Here is a 15792-nt window from a genome sequence, read left to right on the forward strand (position 1 = left end):
CCTCAGGCAGCGTCTCGCTGGTCACATGGTATCGGTACCCTGCCCGCATGGCTGAATCCGACGCTGGGCCCGACGTTGCAGCGCCCGACGAGCTCCCCGTCGCACTGACCGACCCGGCGTACCGCGAAGCGGTCGTCGACCTCCTGGCGGTCATCGCGTACGGCGAGCTCTCCGCCTTCGAGCGGCTCGTCGAGGACGCCAAGCTGGCGCCGGCCCTGGAGGACAAGCTCGCGCTCGCGCAGATGGCCGGCGCCGAGCTGGCGAAGGTGCAGCCGCTCATCGACCGGATCGCGAAGCTCGGGGGCGACCCGTTCGAGGCGATGGCTCCGTTCCACGAGGCGCTGGACGAGTTCCACGCGCACACGGCGCCCGCTGACTGGTACGAGGGCCTGGTCAAGGCGTTCGTCGGCGACAGCCTGGCCCGCGACTTCTACCGCGAGATCGCGGCGTACCTCGACCCCGACACCCGCGACCTGGTGGTCTCCTCGGTGGTCGAGGGCAACCACGCGGCCTTCGCGGTCGACCACATCCGTCAGGCGATCGCCTCGGACCCGCCACTCGGCGGCCGGCTGGCGCTCTGGGGCCGCCGGATCATGGGCGAGGCGCTCACCCAGGCCCAGCGGGTCGCGGCCGACCGCGACGCCCTCACCGCCCTGCTGGTCGGCGGCGTCGACCGGCCGGGCCTCGACCTGGCCGCGCTCGGCCGGATGCTCACCCGGCTGACGGAGCGCCACTCGGAGCGGATGGCCGAGCTGGGTCTGGACGCGTAGGCGGTTCCCAGCCCGGCGGCCCGAACAGGTAGCCCAGCCGCTCCCGCCAGCTCTGCGCCGCGCGCACGTTGTGCACGATCTTCGCGTAGTCGCCGTACTGCAGCTTGATCATGTTGTAGGTGCCGACCGGCTTGGTGAGGCCGTACGTCGGACGCTGCTTCTCCTCGACGAAGCTGCCGAACATCCGGTCCCAGATGATCAGGATCCCGGCGTAGTTCTTGTCGAGGTACTCCGGGTCGGAGCCGTGGTGCACCCGGTGGTGCGAGGGCGTGTTCATCACGAGCTCGATCGGGCGGGGCAGCTTGCCGATCATCTCGGTGTGGGTGAAGAACTGGTAGATCAGGTTGAACCCGAACGCGACGTAGATCGTCCACGGGGCGAAGCCGAGGAACGGCAGCGGCAGCCAGAAGACGAACTCGAACCACGGGTTCCACTTCTGCCGCAGCGCGGTGGCGAAGTTCATGTACTCGCTGGAGTGGTGCGCCTGGTGCGCGGCCCAGCCGATGTTGACCCGGTGCACGAACCGGTGCGACAGGTAGAACGAGAGGTCGACCGCGGCGATCAGCAGGACCCAGTACCACCAGGTGTCCGTCGGCATCTTGAGCGCATCGGGCGTCAGGTACTCGAAGACGGCGATGTAGACCAGGAACGACCCGACCTTGAGGGCCAGGCTGAAGACGAGGGAGATCGCGCCCATGCCCATGCTGGTGCGGGCGTCCCGGCCGTCGTACCCGGTCGGCGGGCGGTGCTCGTCGTCGTCATGGTCGAGCCACTTGAGCGCGGCGAGCTCGATGGCGATCGTCAGCAGGAAGAACGGGATGGCGTAGGTGACCGGGTTCTTCCACGGGTCCAGCAGGTCCTGCACCCTGCGATGGTAGGCGGCTCGCCCGGTGGGTGGTGCCCGAACCCGAAGCCGCGCGACGTTAGGCTCAGACGACGTACGCACCGGACTACCCAGGAGCAGACAGACGTGGCAGCCATCGAAGCCGTCGGCGCCCGCGAGATCCTTGACTCGCGCGGCAACCCCACTGTCGAGGTCGAGGTGCTCCTCGACGACGGGTCCTTCGCCCGGGCGGCCGTGCCCAGCGGCGCGTCCACCGGGGCTTTCGAGGCGGTGGAGCTGCGCGACGGTGGCGAGCGCTACCTCGGCAAGGGCGTGCAGACCGCCGTCGACGCGGTGATCAACACCCTCGGGCCCGCGGTCGAGGGCCTCGACGCCGCCGACCAGCGGCTCATCGACCAGACCATGCTCGACGTGGACGCCACCCCCAACAAGGCCAAGGTCGGCGCCAACGCGATCCTCGGCGTCTCGCTGGCCGTCGCGCGCGCTGCGGCCGACTCCGCGGACCTCCCGCTCTACCGGTACGTCGGCGGCCCCAACGCCCACCTGCTGCCGGTGCCGATGATGAACATCCTCAACGGCGGTGCCCACGCGGACACCAACGTCGACATCCAGGAGTTCATGATCGCGCCGATCGGCGCCCCGACCTTCCGCGACGCCCTGCGGGTCGGCGCCGAGGTCTACCACGCGCTCAAGTCGGTGCTGAAGAGCCGCGGCCTCGCCACCGGCGTCGGCGACGAGGGCGGCTTCGCTCCCGACCTCGAGTCCAACCGGGCCGCCCTCGACCTGATCGCCGAGGCGGTCGGCAAGGCCGGCTACGAGCTGGGCAAGGACATCGTGCTCGCGCTCGACGTCGCGGCCTCGGAGTTCTACGACGATGGGTCCTACACGTTCGAGGGCGCCCAGAAGTCGGCCGACGAGATGATCGCCTACTACAGCGAGCTGGTGGCGTCGTACCCGATCGTCAGCATCGAGGACCCGCTCAACGAGGACGACTGGGACGGCTGGAAGGCCATCACCGATGCCCTCGGCACCAAGACCCAGCTCGTCGGCGACGACCTGTTCGTCACCAACGTCGAGCGGCTCCAGCGGGGAATCTCGGGCGGCCAGGCCAACGCGCTGCTGGTGAAGGTCAACCAGATCGGCTCGCTGACCGAGACCCTCGACTCCGTCGACCTCGCGCACCGCAGCGGCTTCCGCTGCATGATGAGCCACCGCTCGGGCGAGACCGAGGACACCACGATCGCCGACCTCGCCGTGGCGACCAACTGCGGCCAGATCAAGACCGGCGCACCGGCCAGGTCCGAGCGGGTGGCGAAGTACAACCAGCTGCTCCGGATCGAGGACGAGCTCGGCGACGCGGCGCGCTACGCCGGCGCCGCCGCGTTCCCGCGCTACCAGGGCTGACCAGACCACACCGGACCACACCGGACCGAAGGGGGAACGCGTTGGCTGCCACACCCGGCGACCGCCGTACCCCTGCCCGACGGCCCAGTCGCCCCCAGCGGCCGAGCCGTTCGGGCCCGGGCGGGGCCGGGCGCCCCGAGCGCAAGCGCGCGGAGCGCGACCGGGTCGCGACCGTGTCCCGGGTCCGTGCCGAGGAGCGGCACCGGTCCCGGCTCACCGGCCGCGCCGCCATCCTGGTGCTGGTGCTCGCCGTGCTCGCCGTGTCCTACGCGTCCTCCCTGCGGGCCTACCTCCAGCAGCGCGACCACCTCGACGACCTCGAGGCGACGGTCCAGGAGACGCAGACCTCGATCGACGACGTCAATCGTGAGATTGAGCGGCACGACGATCCCGCGTTCATCACCCAGGAGGCCCGCAAGCTCGGCTTCGTGCTGCCGGGTGAGACGCCCTACGTCGTCATCGACGAGAACGGCGACCCGCTGACCGATGCCGAGCTCGACGACCCCTCGTCGGTCGGCGAGGACGAGAGCCCGGCCTGGTACGACGGCATGTGGTCGTCGGTCAAGGTCGCCGGCAACCCGCCGACCACGATCCCGCCCCAGCCGCAGAAGCGGATCGTGGGCTCGGAGGACGAGTGAGGGACGAGGCGATCATCGCCGCGCAGCTCGGTCGTCCGCCGCGAGGGATCCACGCGATCGGGCACCGCTGCCCGTGCGGCAACCCCGACGTGGTCACGACGGAGCCGCGGCTGCCGAACGGCACCCCGTTCCCGACGACGTACTACCTGACCTGCCCTCGGGTGAACTCGCGGATCGGCACCCTGGAGGCCTCCGGCCTGATGCGGACCATGCAGGACCGGCTGGGCACCGACCCGGAGCTTGCGGATGCCTATCGGCGGGCGCACGAGGCCTACCTGGCGGACCGGGCCGGCGTCGGCGAGGCGGCAGGCCTCGAGGTTCCCGAGGTCGAGGGCATCTCCGCCGGCGGCATGCCGGACCGGGTCAAGTGCCTGCACGTGCTCGCCGCGCACTCCCTCGCCGCGGGGCCGGGGGTCAACCCGCTCGGCGACGAGGTGCTCGAGCTGCTCGGCGAGTGGTGGGCGTCGGGGCCGTGCGTGACGCCGGAGGACGCTGAGTGACGACGGTCGCCGCGATCGACTGCGGGACCAACACGATCAAGCTCCTGATCGGCGACCTCCCCGAGGTGGCCGTGCGGGAGAGCCGGATGGTGCGGCTCGGCCAGGGCGTCGACGCGACCGGCCGGCTCGCGCCCGAGGCTCTCGAGCGGGCGTTCGCGGCCATCGACGAGTACGCCGCGCTCATCGCCGACCACCGCGCCCAGCGGATCCGGTTCTGCGCGACGTCGGCCACCCGGGACGCCGAGAACGCCGCCGAGTTCACCGCCGGGGTGCGCGCCCGGCTCGGGATCGAGCCCGAGGTGCTGTCCGGGGACGAGGAGGCCCGGCTCGCGTTCGGCGGGGCGGTCCAGGGCACCGATCCGCAGCTGGAGCCGGTGCTCGTGGTCGACATCGGCGGCGGTTCGACGGAGCTGATCCTGGGGGAGCGCGCGACGGGTCCGCGGGCGGCGTACTCCATGGACATCGGGTCGGTCCGTCTCCACGAGCGGGTGATGGGCGACGACCCTGCGACGCCGGATCAGGTCTCCGCGTGCGTCGCCGCGATCGACGCAGCCCTGGACGACTGCCCGGTCGATCCGGCGGCGGCTGCGGCGGTCATCGGCATCGCGGGCACGATCACGACGGTCGCTGCAGGGGTGCTGGGCCTGCCGGCGTACGACCGTGAGCTGATCCACGGCCAGGTGCTCGACGTGGACGCGGTCCACCGCACTGTCGACGACCTCGTCGGTGCCACCCGGGACGAGCGACTCGGGCTGGGCTACGTGCACCCGGGGCGCGCCGACGTGATCGACGCGGGCGCCCTGATCCTGTCCCGCGTGCTTCGTCGTACGGCGCTCCCGACGATGACCGTCGCCGAGACCGACATCCTCGACGGCATCGCCTGGTCGCTCGTCGGCTGACCGACCTCCCCAATCCACGGCAAACGCCTGCGGGCGGCGCAATGCGCGCGTAGTTTCCGACCATGACCGCCTCCGGAGGGTTGTCGGAACAGCAGGTGCTGGCTGTCGGCCGCGCGCTGCTGACCGAGCTGGCCCGACTGCACGAGACCGGCGGCGTCAGCGGGGTGATCGGCCCGGCGACGGTCCTCGTCGACGACGCGGGCGCGGTGCTGCTGGTCGACGGACCGCTGGACCAGGCCTACGCCAGTCCGGAGGTGCTCACCGGACAGCCGCCGACGGCACGCAGCGACCTCTATTCCGCGGCCGCGCTGCTGGCCCACCTCTTCCGGGGTGAGGCCACCCTGCCTCCGCGGGTCGACGACCTCGACCCAGGGCTCGGCTGGCTGCTCGGGCCGGTCCTCACAGCCGATCCGGCTGTCCGGCCGGGGTCGGCCGCGGGCATGGTGACGGCGCTCGACCAGCTGGCCGAGCAACGCCACGGCCCGGACTGGCGGCGCGCGGCCGGGCTGATCGGGGTGGCCGGTGCCGCAGGTGCGGTGCCGGTGGTGGTCCTGGCGACGGGAGGTACGGCGACTGCGGCGGGTGTGGTCGCCGGAGCCGGTGGTGCGGCGGGCCTCGCGGGCGCGGCAGGGGTCGCCGGCGCAGCCGGAACCGCGGGCGGGTTCGGCGGCGTGGTGGCCGGTGGTGCCGCAGCCAGCGGCGCCGCGGCCGGTGGTGCCGGTGCCGGAGCCGGTGGAGCAGCGGGGGGCGCTGTCTCACTGGCCGGCACCGGCGCGGGCGGCCAGGTCGCCGCTGCCGGTGGGACCTCGGTCACCGGTGTCACGGGGGCGGGGCAGGGAGTGGTCGGCGGCGGTGGTGGCGCCCAGGCGGCCGGTCACTCCTCGCACGTCGTGGGTGGCGGTATCTCCAAGGGCCTCGCGGTGAAGGTCGGCGCGGCCGTGGCCGCCGGTGGAGTCGGTGTGGCCGGCGCGGCGGCGGCTGTGGTCCTGCTGACCGGCGGCGAGACGAAGCAGGTCGAGGTCCCCGCGACAGCGAACATCTACCTGATCGGCGCGGGTGACGACATCGAGGCGCAGCTGAGCGATCCCGGCACGAAGCCGGTGTCGCTCGACGTCGACGGCGCCGGGACGGTCGCGTTCCCGTCGGTCGACGGCGATGTGGGCGCGTGCAGCGGCTGCGAGCCGGAGTCGCCCGACGGCGGCAACCTGTCCTTCGGCTCCACCGCCATCACCGGGTTCAACGGCATCGCGGGCGTCACCTTCGCCGACCGGACCCTGTTCGTCGTCGGCGTGTTCGTCGGCGACGACCAACCCTCGCAGCCCGCCGACGCGGTCGTCGACCTCAGCGGCGCGGACGACGAGGTGACCCAGGAGCCCGACCTGGGCGAGCCGTTCTTCGTCGGCGACGGCGAGACCGGCGACGGTGAGGCACAGGAGATCGTCGTACCCGACGGCGCGAAGACGCTCTACCTCGGCTTCGCCGACGCCTTCGGCTTCGTCGGCACTCCCGGCGCCTACGGCGACAACGAGGGCTCGGTCGACATCGAGGTCACCATCGACTGATCGGCGCCGGCTGGGAGGATGGGGACATGACCTCCGCGCGCCTGTACGCCGTCACCGTCCTGGGCCACGACCGTCCGGGCATCATCGCCGAGGCGACCGCCGGGCTCGCCGGCCTCGGGCTCAACATCGAGGACTCGACGATGACCCTGCTGCGGGGGCACTTCGCGATGATGCTGCTGTGCTCGGGCGCTGTCAGCCCCGGCGACATCGAGCAGGCGCTCGCCCCGCTGACCGAGGGCGGCGACCTCGACGTGGCCGTGCGCCCGGTGACCGACGAGCCGACGCCCACCACCGGCGGCACCTCCTGGGTGCTGACGGTGCACGGCGGCGACCGGCCCGGCATCGTGTCCGCCGTCGTCCGGGAGGTCGCCGCTGCCGGCGGCAACATCACCGACCTGACGACCCGCCTGTCCGGCGACCTCTACCTGCTGGTGGCCGAGCTCGACCTCCCGGCGGGCGCGGACAGCAACGCAGTCGGGTCGGCTATCAAGGCGGCCGCTCAGCAGGTCGGGGTCACCGCCACCCTGCGGGCGGTCGAGGCCGACGACCTGTGAACCTTCAGCGCGCCGACAGCGACCGGCTGGCCTCCTGGACCGAGGCCGAGCTCGGTCTCGAGGGCCGCGTCCTGGAGGTCGTCCGGGCTCCGCACCCGGTGCTCGGGACGGCAGGTGAGTCGATCGACCCGACCGCGGCCGAGTGGGTCCGGCTGGCAGCCGACCTGGTCGCGACGATGCGGGTGAGCCCCGGTTGCGTCGGGCTGGCGGCGCAACAGGTCGGCGTCGCCGCCCGGATCTTCTGCGTCGACGTGTCGGCGCACCCCAAGGCGCGCACCCACCACGGCACCTTCGTGCTCTGCAACGCCGAGGTCGTCGAGGCGAGCCGCAACGACCGCGCCCGCGAGGGCTGCATGAGCGTCCCCGACTTCACCGGGGACGTGAAGCGCGCGAGCCGGCTGGTCCTCACCGGGCAGCTGCCGGGCACCGGCGAGCAGGTCACCATCGCCACCGACGCGTTCGAGGCCCGCGCCCTCCAGCACGAGATGGACCACTGCGAGGGGCTGCTGTTCCTCGACCGGGTGGCCGGCGCGCACGCCGTACACCCGCGTCAGACGTACTTATGACCCAGACTTGCCGAACCACGCCGTACTCGCCCCTGTATCCCAACTGGCAGAGGAAAGCGCCTTAAAAGCGCTCACAGTCTGGGTTCGACTCCCAGCGGGGGCACCAGCAGGACTTGCCTTCAGGTCGACCTGAACCGGCAGAGTGGGCGGCATGAAGCATCACGACCATGATCACGCGCACGACGCGACGTTGGAGGAGCTGCGCCAGGCACTCACCCGCGAGTTCTGGGACGAGCGGTACGGCGGGAGCGAGCGGGTCTGGAGCGGCCGGCCGAACCAGCGGCTGGTCGAGCAGACCGCCGACCTGACGCCCGGCCGGGCGTGCGACATCGGCTGCGGGGAGGGGGCGGACGCGATCTGGCTCGCCGAGCAGGGCTGGGAGGTCACCGCGATGGACGTGTCCCGGGTGGCGCTCGACCGGACGGCGCAGCACGCCATCGAGCGCGAAGTCGACGACCGGGTCAAGGTGGGGGAGTACGACGTGCTCGCGGGTCACCCGCCGCGGAAGCCCCGCCACTCCGAGGGCTTCGACCTGGTGTCCGCGCAGTTCATGCACGTGCCGCGCGAGGACTTCGACGAGGTCTACCAGCGGATCGCCGCTGCCGTCGCGCCCGGTGGGCGGCTGCTCGTCGTCGGCCACCACCCCGACGACGTCGAGACCGGCGCGCGCCGGCCGCACGGACCGGGCCTGTTGTTCCCGCCCGAGCAGGTGCTCGCGGCCCTCGGGGTCGAGGGTGGGTCGTCCGACGACTGGGAGGTCGAGGTGGTGGACTCCCCTGTTCGTGAGCAGGAGACCGAGGACGGCCTGATGCGGGTCCGCGACAGCATCGTCCGGCTGCGGCGCCGCCAGTAGTCACCTTCTCGTGCTCGCCTCGTTGTCCTGACGTGAGCCGACGTAGAACGTGTTCTATCGGGCTGGTCGTCGCTGCGCTCCTCGTGGGCATCGCGCCGGGCGCCGAGGCGGTGCGGAGCGGACCCCCGCAAGCCCGCACGGGGGTCGTGGTCTCGACGCAGACCGCTCTCGACCCGTCGGTGCAGCTGCGACGCCGGGGGCGGTGGCTGGTCGACCAGCACGGCCGGGTCGTGATCGTGCACGGCTTCAACCTGGTGTGGAAGCGGGCGCCGTACGCCCCTCCGGCGACGGCGGCCGGCTTCACGGCGGCCGACGCGCGCTGGCTCAAGCGCTACGGGTTCAACGGGGTCCGGCTCGGCACGCTGTGGGCAGGCATCACGCCGGAGCAGGCGGGCGTGGGTGACCCGGGCTACCGCGACCGGTGGCAGCGGGTGATGGACCTGCTGGCCGGGCAGGGGATCTGGATGCAGCTCGACGCCCACCAGGACATGTGGCACGAGACGTACGGCGGCGAGGGAGTGCCGGACTGGGCGATGATCCGCCCGGCGCCGTACAACCTGCTCCCACCGGTCACGGCGCCGTTCCCGCTCGGCTACTGGACGCCCGAGACGTCCACGGTGTTCGACCAGTTCTGGGCCAACAAGCACGGGCTGCTCGACGGCTGGGTCGGCGCCTGGGAGGTGGCCGCTCGCTGGTGGCGGGCGCAGCCGTACCTGATGGGCTACGACCTGATCAACGAGCCTTGGATGGGCCTGGAGTGGCCGACCTGCCTCACGTCCGGCTGCAAGGCGTCGTACGTGAACGAGCTGCAGCCGGCGTACGAGCGGGCGACCGCCGCCATCCGCGCGATCGACCGCCGCAACGTCGTCTGGTGGGAGCCACAGCAGTTCTCCGGCGGCCAGAAGATCCCGACATTCCTCGAGCCGATGGCGGGAGAGCGGAAGCTCGGTCTGTCGTGGCACAACTACTGCCCGGAGGTGTTCCTGGAGTCGCAGGGGCTGCCATTCGGTGACGTGGAGAAGTGCTGGGAGTTCAGCCGCGACCGCAACGCGCACGCGCTCGAGCAGTCCGCCCACATCAACGCGGTGCCGATGATGAGCGAGTGGGGCGCGACCGACAACGTCCGGGCGATCGAGATCGATGCCGCGGTCGCCGACGAGCACCTGATGGGCTGGCTGCACTGGGCCTACAAGCGCTGGGACGACCCGACCACGGCTGACGACGCCCAGGGCATGTTCGCCGACGACGCCGACCTGACGACCGTCAAGACGGAGAAGCTGCGGCGGCTGGTGCGCACCTACGCGCAGGCCGTGGCGGGCGTCCCGAAGGAGATGTCGTTCGACGCCGACACCGGCGACTTCCGGCTCCGCTACCGCCCCGACCCGCGGGTCACGGCCCCGACGGAGATCTTCGTCAGCCCGCTGCACTACCCGTCCGGCTACCGGATCCGGGTCACCGGGGGCACCGCCGTACGGCAGCCGGGGCGGATGGTGCACGTCACACCGACCCCTGATGGCACCGACGGGCCGGTCATCGTGACCATTGCCGGCCCCTGAGCGGGAACGTCCGGGGGTCTCAGAGCGTTGTTCGGGTATCTGACTGCCTAGACTGGTAGTCACCTACTCAGGAATCCCTTCGGAGGAGACCATGCAGAGCAACAACCCCGTGTTCCGTCGGTCGGAGGAGTTCAAGCAGTCCTCGCCGTACGGCCAGACGTCGTACCCGGGATACGCGCCATCGCCGCACGACGGCGGCGAGGGCTACGCCCCGCCCACCGCCCCGCCGACCGCGGGCCGGATGACGATCGACACTGTCGTCCAGTCGACCGCGATCACCCTCGGCGTGGTCGTCCTGGCCGCTGCGGCGACCTGGATCCTCACCGGTGACATCACCAACGACCCCGAGGGCGCCATCCCGGCTCTCACGGCCGCCCTCCTGATCGGCAGCCTCGGTGCCTTCGCGCTGTCGATGGTCAACTCGTTCAAGCGCGTCGTCAGCCCGCCGCTGGTCATCGCGTTCGCGATCCTCGAAGGCGTCGCCCTCGGCGCCCTCAGCAAGCTGTACGACGCGGTGTACGGCGCGAACTCCGACTACGGCGGCATCGTCGTCCAGGCCGTCCTCGGCACGTTCGCCGCGTTCGCCGGCACGCTGGCGGCGTACAAGTTCTTCAACATCCAGGTGGGCAACAAGTTCCGCACGTTCGTGATCGCCGCGATGTTCGGCATGGTCGCGCTGAGCTTCCTGGAGCTCGGGCTCAGCCTCGCCGGAGTCGGCATCGGGCTGTACGACAACGGCGCTCTCGGCCTGCTCTTCGCCGTCGCCGGCCTGGTGCTCGGTGTGTTCATGCTGATCCTGGACTTCGACTTCATCGAGCAGGGCATCCGCAACGGCATCCCTGCCCTGGAGTCGTGGCGTGCGGCGTTCGCGCTCACCGTGAGCCTGGTCTGGATCTACACCAACCTGCTGCGGATCCTCGCGATCCTGCAACAGGACTGATGATCTGTTCTGATTTCTGAGTCGAGGGCCCCGGAGCGATCCGGGGCCCTCGGTCATTTCACGACCCGTCGAGCCAGGCGAGTACCGCGAGCACCCGGCGGTTGTCGTCGGGCGCCGGGGGCAGGTCGAGCTTCGCGAAGATGTTGTTGGTGTGCTTCCCGACCGCCTTCTCGGTGACGAACATGCGGGTCGCGATGGCCGCGTTGGAGCGTCCCTCGGCCATCAGGGCGAGCACCTCCTGCTCGCGGGCGGTGAGGCGCGCCAGCGGCCGCGGGCGGGCCGCGCCGCTCACGAGCGCCGCCACCACCTCGGGGTCGAGCACGGTGCCGCCCGCGGCGACCCGCTCCACGCTCTCGAGGAAGGCATCGACGTCGGCGACCCGGTCCTTGAGGAGGTAGCCGACGGCGCCGGCGCCACTGGCCAGCAGGTCCCGGGCGTAGAGCGCCTCGACGAACTGGCTGAGGACCAGGACCGGCAGACCGGGCCGGCGGTCCCGCGCCGCGACGGCCGCCTCGAGGCCCTCGGTGGTGAACGTCGGCGGGAGCCGTACGTCGACGATCGCGACGTCCAGGTCGTCGCGGTCGAGGGCGCGAGCGAGGCCGGGCGCGTTGTCGACCGCCTCGACCACCTCGATGCCGCCCGCCTCGAGGATCCGCGTCAGTCCCGCGCGCAGCAGGGCCTGGTCCTCGGCGAGCACGGCACGGAGCCGAGGCGTCGTACTCATGCTGCCGGGCACGGCACCTCCATCCGGACCGTCGTCGGCCCACCCAGGGGACTGTCGACGGCCATCGTGCCGTCGAAGGCGGCGAGCCGGCGGGCGACCCCGCCCAGACCGCCGCCGTCGGCCGCCGCGCCACCGATGCCGTCGTCGCCGACGACCACCTGCAGCCGATCGCCGTCGTGCCGCGCGGTCACCCAGGCCCGGGTCGCCTGCGCGTGCTTGACCACGTTGGCGAGGCACTCGGCGATCGCGAAGTACGCCGCCGACTCCACCGGCGGCGGGAGCGGGGGCACCGAGATCGCCACGGTCACCGGGATCGGGATCGGCAGGGCCAGGGCCTGGACCGCGCCGGCGAGGCCGCGGTCGGCGAGCGCCGGCGGGTGGATCCCTCGTACGACGGAGCGCAGGTCCTCGAGCGCCCCGAGGGTCGTCTCCCGGGCCTCCCGGAGCAGCGCGGCCGCCGTCTCCGGATCGGTGCCGATCAGCTTCTCGGCCAGCCCGACGTTCATGCCCACCGCCGCGATCCGGGCCTGGGCGCCGTCGTGCAGGTCGCGCTCGATCCGCCGGATCTCGGCCGCCTGGTGGTCGAGTGACTCGGTCCGGGTCTCCTCGACCGCGGCGACCCGCTCCTCGAGCTCGGCGACCCGGGAGTGCCCGAGGATCCCGCGGTCGGCCAGTGCCCGGGCCCGGACCAGGGCCGGTGTGACCAGCCACCACGTCAGCAGCATCGGCCCGGACAGGAACAGCAGGAACGTCCAGCCGATGTTCGGATCGACCACGAAGATCGTCACGTGCGCGACCGGCGCGGTCAGCAGCAGCGCGGGGAGCCCGGAGAGCACGAACCCGCCCGTCGCCGAGAACCACAGGTGCGCGAAGTCGCGCCAGCGCGCGGGGTCGCGCAGCCACAGGAGGAGCAGGCCGACGGCGGTGCGCCCTTCGCCCGGGAGGTAGCCGCTGTCGATCCGGTCGTCGAGCAGGTCGCCGGCGATCCGCCGGTGCACGCCGGCCAGCGCCCGACCGGCCGGGACCGCGAGCAGCGCGATCAGGATGCCGACCACGGCCAGCGTGAGCGGCAGGGCGACCAGCCAGAGGATCCCGACGACGAGGCCCACCGGGATCCCCAGCAGCGCCTGTCCCGCGCCGACGAGCGTCAGCCGGAGCCGGCCGACCGCGGCGTCGCGGTCGACCGGGACCGGGCGGAGCGCCGGGATGGGGGTGAGCAGGGTGCTCATGACGAGCGAGTCTGTCATCGCCCGGTCGCCCCGGCGTGGACCGCCTGCCGGAGCGCGGGGCGCACCGCTCCCCGGGCGGCGGTCAGGGTCAGCGCGACGACGCCGACCACGAGCAGCGGGGGCAGCCAGAGCTGTCCGTCCGGCACCGGGCCCTCGTCCCGGGCGATCGCGAACGGCATGATCGTCGCCAGCGACGCGACGGCGCCGACGAGCACGCCGACCGCCGCGACGATCGCTGCCTCGGTGACCACCGACCGCTCGACCTCCGCCGGCGTCGCGCCGACCAGCCACAGTCGCCGCAGCTCGCTCCGCCGATGGCTGATCGCGGCGGCGATCGCGTTGACGACCATGATCGCCGCGAACAGCGCGATCATGCCGACCACCACGTTGTTGAGGAGGTTGATCGTCTCGGCTCCCTCGACCGTGCCCTCGAGGGTGCGGCCGTCGATGCCGACCAGCATCAGGGTGCCGATCGCCGAGGAGGTCAGCACGATGACGGGAGCGAGCACGCTGGCCAGCAGGTGCGAGCGCCGTGCGACGTTGTACGACGCCAGGTGGCCGCTCGCGCTCCGCCCCAGTGCCGTCCGGGCCGGCGCGGACATGAGCCGGAGCAGCACGGGTGCGAACAGTGCCAGGCCGACGCCGACCAGGATCGAGCTCGCGCCCGCCGTCTGCATGGCCGCGTACGGGTCCTCGGAGTCCGCGGTGACGGTGATCGTGACAGCAGCCATGGCCAGGCCGTAGCCGACGAGCACGACGCCCGCCGCGACGCGCCACCAGCGCATCCGACCGGTGTCGATGCCGGACTCGCGCAGCACCACCGTGGCCGGGCCGCGGGTCGCGCGGCGCGCGGTGACCGCAGCGGCGACCGTCGCGGTGGCCACGACGAGGCAGGCCGCAGCGGCGAGCGAGGCCGGCCCGCCGCCGTACGCTATTTCGGCGGAGACCAGGTCGCCGCTCCGCAGCAGGGCCAGCAGTGCGCGACCGCCGACGGCAGCGACCAGCGCGCCACCGATCGCCGCGAGGACGGTGACCAGCAGTGCCTCGGCGCGGATCAGCCGGCGGGCCTGTCGTGGCGTGGCGCCGATCGCGCGGAGCAGCCCGACCTCGGTCTCGCGCTGGCGCACCGTGACGGCCAGCGTCGACGCGACGGAGAACAGCACGATCGCCGATCCCCACCCGCCGACGACGGCACCCATGATGGTGAGGGTCTCCTCGTCGGCTGTCGACACCGGGCCGCCGGCGGTCTCGAGCAGGGTGGCGAAGGATCCGATCATCGCGGTGCCCAGCAGCACCGCGAGGAACGTGGCGACGAACGCCGTCGGGCGGTGGCGAAGGGACGCCCAGGCCAGGGTGTTCATCGCGCGACCGCCAGCTCGTCGAGGTGGGCGAGCTGACCGGCGACGGCGTCGGCGGTGGGGGCGTCCATCCACCCGGCCACCCGGCCGTCGACGAGGAACGCGACCCGGTCGGCGTACGACGCCGCCACCGGGTCGTGGGTCACCATCACGATCGTCTGGCCGAGCTCGTCGACGCAGCTGCGGAGCAGGGTGAGCACCTCCGCCGCGGTGCGGGAGTCGAGGGCGCCGGTGGGCTCGTCGGCGAGGACGACGGCGGGGGACGTGACCAGGGCGCGGGCGATCGCGACCCGCTGCTGCTGGCCGCCGGAGAGCTCCGACGGGAGCCGGTCGTGACGCCCCTCCAGGCCGACCTGGCCGAGCAGCGCCCGGACCCGGACCCGGTTGCCCCGGGTGAGGCGGTGCCCGGCGAGCCGGAGGGGGAGCGCGACGTTCTGCTCCGCGGTCAGGTAGGGAAGCAGGTGGAAGGACTGGAAGACGAAGCCGATGCGTTCCCGGCGGAGCCGGGTGCGGTCGTCCTCCCCGAGCGCCGAGACGTCCTGGCCCGCGACGAGCACGGTGCCGGTGGTCGGGCGCTCGAGCGCGCCGGCGCAGGTGAGGAAGGTCGACTTGCCGGAGCCCGATGGCCCCATCACCGCGGTGAAGGTGCCGGGGGCGAAGGCGAGGTCGACGTGGTCGAGGGCGCGGACCGCGGTCGGGCCGTCGCCGTACTGGTGGCCGAGTCCGAGGACGGCCAGGGCGGGGGTGGTGGTGTCAGTTGTCATGACGACGACGCTAGGAAGCGGTGCCGGTCCGGACGATGGTGCTGGACCGCCGACCATGGTGGGCCTAGGCCTACCTCGTCGTGCAGCCGCGGACAGCTAGACGGTATGACGTGACGCCGTCGCTTTTGACGGGGTTGCGGGCCGGGGCCTCACTCACAAGATTCGTGGGTTACCGAGCAGGGGCTGCCTGCTCGGCCTATCCGACAATTGTGGGAGGCCCCGGTGTTTACCGAGCGTACGAGTGTTGGGCTCGATGTGCACGCAAGGTCGGTCGCTGCAGCGGCGATCGATGGCGTGACAGGCGAGTTGTTCCAGAGCAAGCTGACCCCCTCTTTCGACCACATCCGATCCTGGATTACCGATCTTCCCGGCCCAGTGGCGGTGGCCTATGAAGCGGGCCCGACAGGCTTCGGGCTCTACCGCCACCTGAGGTCGGCCGGGATCCGGTGCGAGGTCGTCGCGCCGTCGAAGTTGCAGAAGCCGGCCGGCGATCGGGTCAAGACTGACCTGTTGACCGAACTACCGGGTGGGTCTTGCCGGCGGTGCGTGTGGGGTTGCGCGGTGATGGCTAGGTTCACCGCTCGTGACCGTCGACGGAGATGTGCCCCGGGAGTTGTCCGGGCTGGTGGTG

The 15792-nt window shown here is 72.1% G+C and carries 16 protein-coding genes and 1 tRNA gene; 12 read left to right on the forward strand and 5 right to left on the reverse strand.

Annotated elements, in window-relative coordinates; all coding sequences use genetic code 11:
• The first annotated feature begins 47 nt into the window (after nucleotides 1-47).
• Nucleotides 48-770 (forward strand): ferritin-like fold-containing protein, encoded by a 723-nt coding sequence (locus D0Z08_RS08740; RefSeq protein ID WP_118924669.1) that lies wholly within the window; start codon nucleotides 48-50, stop codon nucleotides 768-770.
• On the opposite strand, the gene D0Z08_RS08745 is transcribed toward D0Z08_RS08740, so the two are convergent.
• Nucleotides 712-1635, reverse strand: coding sequence for a sterol desaturase family protein (locus D0Z08_RS08745; RefSeq protein WP_118924671.1), 924 nt, complete (start codon nucleotides 1633-1635; stop codon nucleotides 712-714). The genes D0Z08_RS08740 and D0Z08_RS08745 overlap by 59 nt on opposite strands.
• A 105-nt stretch (nucleotides 1636-1740) precedes the next feature.
• On the opposite strand from D0Z08_RS08745, the gene eno reads away from it, so the two are divergent.
• From eno to D0Z08_RS08800, 11 genes are all read left to right on the forward strand, one after another.
• Entirely contained in the window at nucleotides 1741-3018 is a 1278-nt protein-coding gene (gene eno, locus D0Z08_RS08750) for a phosphopyruvate hydratase (RefSeq protein WP_182481232.1), read from the forward strand.
• 41 nt (nucleotides 3019-3059) lie between these two features.
• Nucleotides 3060-3656 carry an FtsB family cell division protein gene (locus D0Z08_RS08755; RefSeq protein ID WP_118924675.1) on the forward strand — a complete coding sequence of 199 codons (597 nt, stop codon included), beginning with the start codon at nucleotides 3060-3062 and terminating at the stop codon, nucleotides 3654-3656.
• The gene (locus D0Z08_RS08760; protein WP_118924677.1) at nucleotides 3653-4156 is read left to right on the forward strand and encodes a DUF501 domain-containing protein; all 504 of its coding nucleotides are present in this window, start codon (nucleotides 3653-3655) and stop codon (nucleotides 4154-4156) included. Before D0Z08_RS08755 ends, D0Z08_RS08760 begins: the two co-directional genes overlap by 4 nt.
• Nucleotides 4153-5055: a Ppx/GppA phosphatase family protein gene (locus D0Z08_RS08765; RefSeq protein ID WP_118924679.1), complete on the forward strand. Its 903-nt coding sequence runs from the start codon at nucleotides 4153-4155 to the stop codon at nucleotides 5053-5055. Before D0Z08_RS08760 ends, D0Z08_RS08765 begins: the two co-directional genes overlap by 4 nt.
• A gap of 62 nt (nucleotides 5056-5117) precedes the next feature.
• Nucleotides 5118-6617 (forward strand): serine/threonine-protein kinase, encoded by a 1500-nt coding sequence (locus D0Z08_RS08770; RefSeq protein WP_147381373.1) that lies wholly within the window; start codon nucleotides 5118-5120, stop codon nucleotides 6615-6617.
• 26 nt (nucleotides 6618-6643) lie between these two features.
• Nucleotides 6644-7171, forward strand: a complete 528-nt coding sequence (locus tag D0Z08_RS08775; protein ID WP_118924683.1) for a glycine cleavage system transcriptional repressor — start codon at nucleotides 6644-6646, stop codon at nucleotides 7169-7171.
• Nucleotides 7168-7737, forward strand: a complete 570-nt coding sequence (locus D0Z08_RS08780) for a peptide deformylase (RefSeq protein WP_245993792.1) — start codon at nucleotides 7168-7170, stop codon at nucleotides 7735-7737. The genes D0Z08_RS08775 and D0Z08_RS08780 overlap by 4 nt, the downstream gene beginning before the upstream one ends.
• Nucleotides 7738-7765: 28 nt before the next feature.
• Nucleotides 7766-7843: transfer RNA gene (locus D0Z08_RS08785), tRNA-Leu, on the forward strand.
• A 45-nt stretch (nucleotides 7844-7888) separates the two neighbouring features.
• Nucleotides 7889-8590 (forward strand): SAM-dependent methyltransferase, encoded by a 702-nt coding sequence (locus D0Z08_RS08790; protein ID WP_118924763.1) that lies wholly within the window; start codon nucleotides 7889-7891, stop codon nucleotides 8588-8590.
• 32 nt (nucleotides 8591-8622) lie between these two features.
• Nucleotides 8623-10146: a glycoside hydrolase family 5 protein gene (locus D0Z08_RS08795; protein WP_118924685.1), complete on the forward strand. Its 1524-nt coding sequence runs from the start codon at nucleotides 8623-8625 to the stop codon at nucleotides 10144-10146.
• Nucleotides 10147-10237: 91 nt separating this feature from the next.
• Nucleotides 10238-11086, forward strand: a complete 849-nt coding sequence (locus tag D0Z08_RS08800) for a Bax inhibitor-1/YccA family protein (RefSeq protein ID WP_118924687.1) — start codon at nucleotides 10238-10240, stop codon at nucleotides 11084-11086.
• A 58-nt stretch (nucleotides 11087-11144) separates the two neighbouring features.
• Here the strand turns inward: D0Z08_RS08800 and D0Z08_RS08805 are convergent, their stop codons facing one another.
• The 4 genes from D0Z08_RS08805 to D0Z08_RS08820 are packed head-to-tail and all read right to left on the reverse strand — an operon-like array spanning nucleotide 11145 to nucleotide 15161.
• Nucleotides 11145-11810 (reverse strand): response regulator, encoded by a 666-nt coding sequence (locus tag D0Z08_RS08805; protein ID WP_118924765.1) that lies wholly within the window; start codon nucleotides 11808-11810, stop codon nucleotides 11145-11147.
• Nucleotides 11807-13039 carry a sensor histidine kinase gene (locus D0Z08_RS08810; protein ID WP_118924689.1) on the reverse strand — a complete coding sequence of 411 codons (1233 nt, stop codon included), beginning with the start codon at nucleotides 13037-13039 and terminating at the stop codon, nucleotides 11807-11809. The genes D0Z08_RS08805 and D0Z08_RS08810 overlap by 4 nt, the downstream gene beginning before the upstream one ends.
• Before the next feature lie 14 nt (nucleotides 13040-13053).
• Complete coding sequence (locus tag D0Z08_RS08815) at nucleotides 13054-14400, reverse strand: ABC transporter permease (RefSeq protein WP_118924691.1); 1347 nt, start codon at nucleotides 14398-14400, stop codon at nucleotides 13054-13056.
• Nucleotides 14397-15161: an ABC transporter ATP-binding protein gene (locus D0Z08_RS08820; RefSeq protein WP_118924693.1), complete on the reverse strand. Its 765-nt coding sequence runs from the start codon at nucleotides 15159-15161 to the stop codon at nucleotides 14397-14399. Before D0Z08_RS08820 ends, D0Z08_RS08815 begins: the two co-directional genes overlap by 4 nt.
• Between the last annotated feature and the right edge of the window lie 631 nt (nucleotides 15162-15792).

This window comes from Nocardioides immobilis (assembly GCF_003515065.1).
Classification (GTDB): Bacteria; Actinomycetota; Actinomycetes; order Propionibacteriales; family Nocardioidaceae; genus Nocardioides; species Nocardioides immobilis.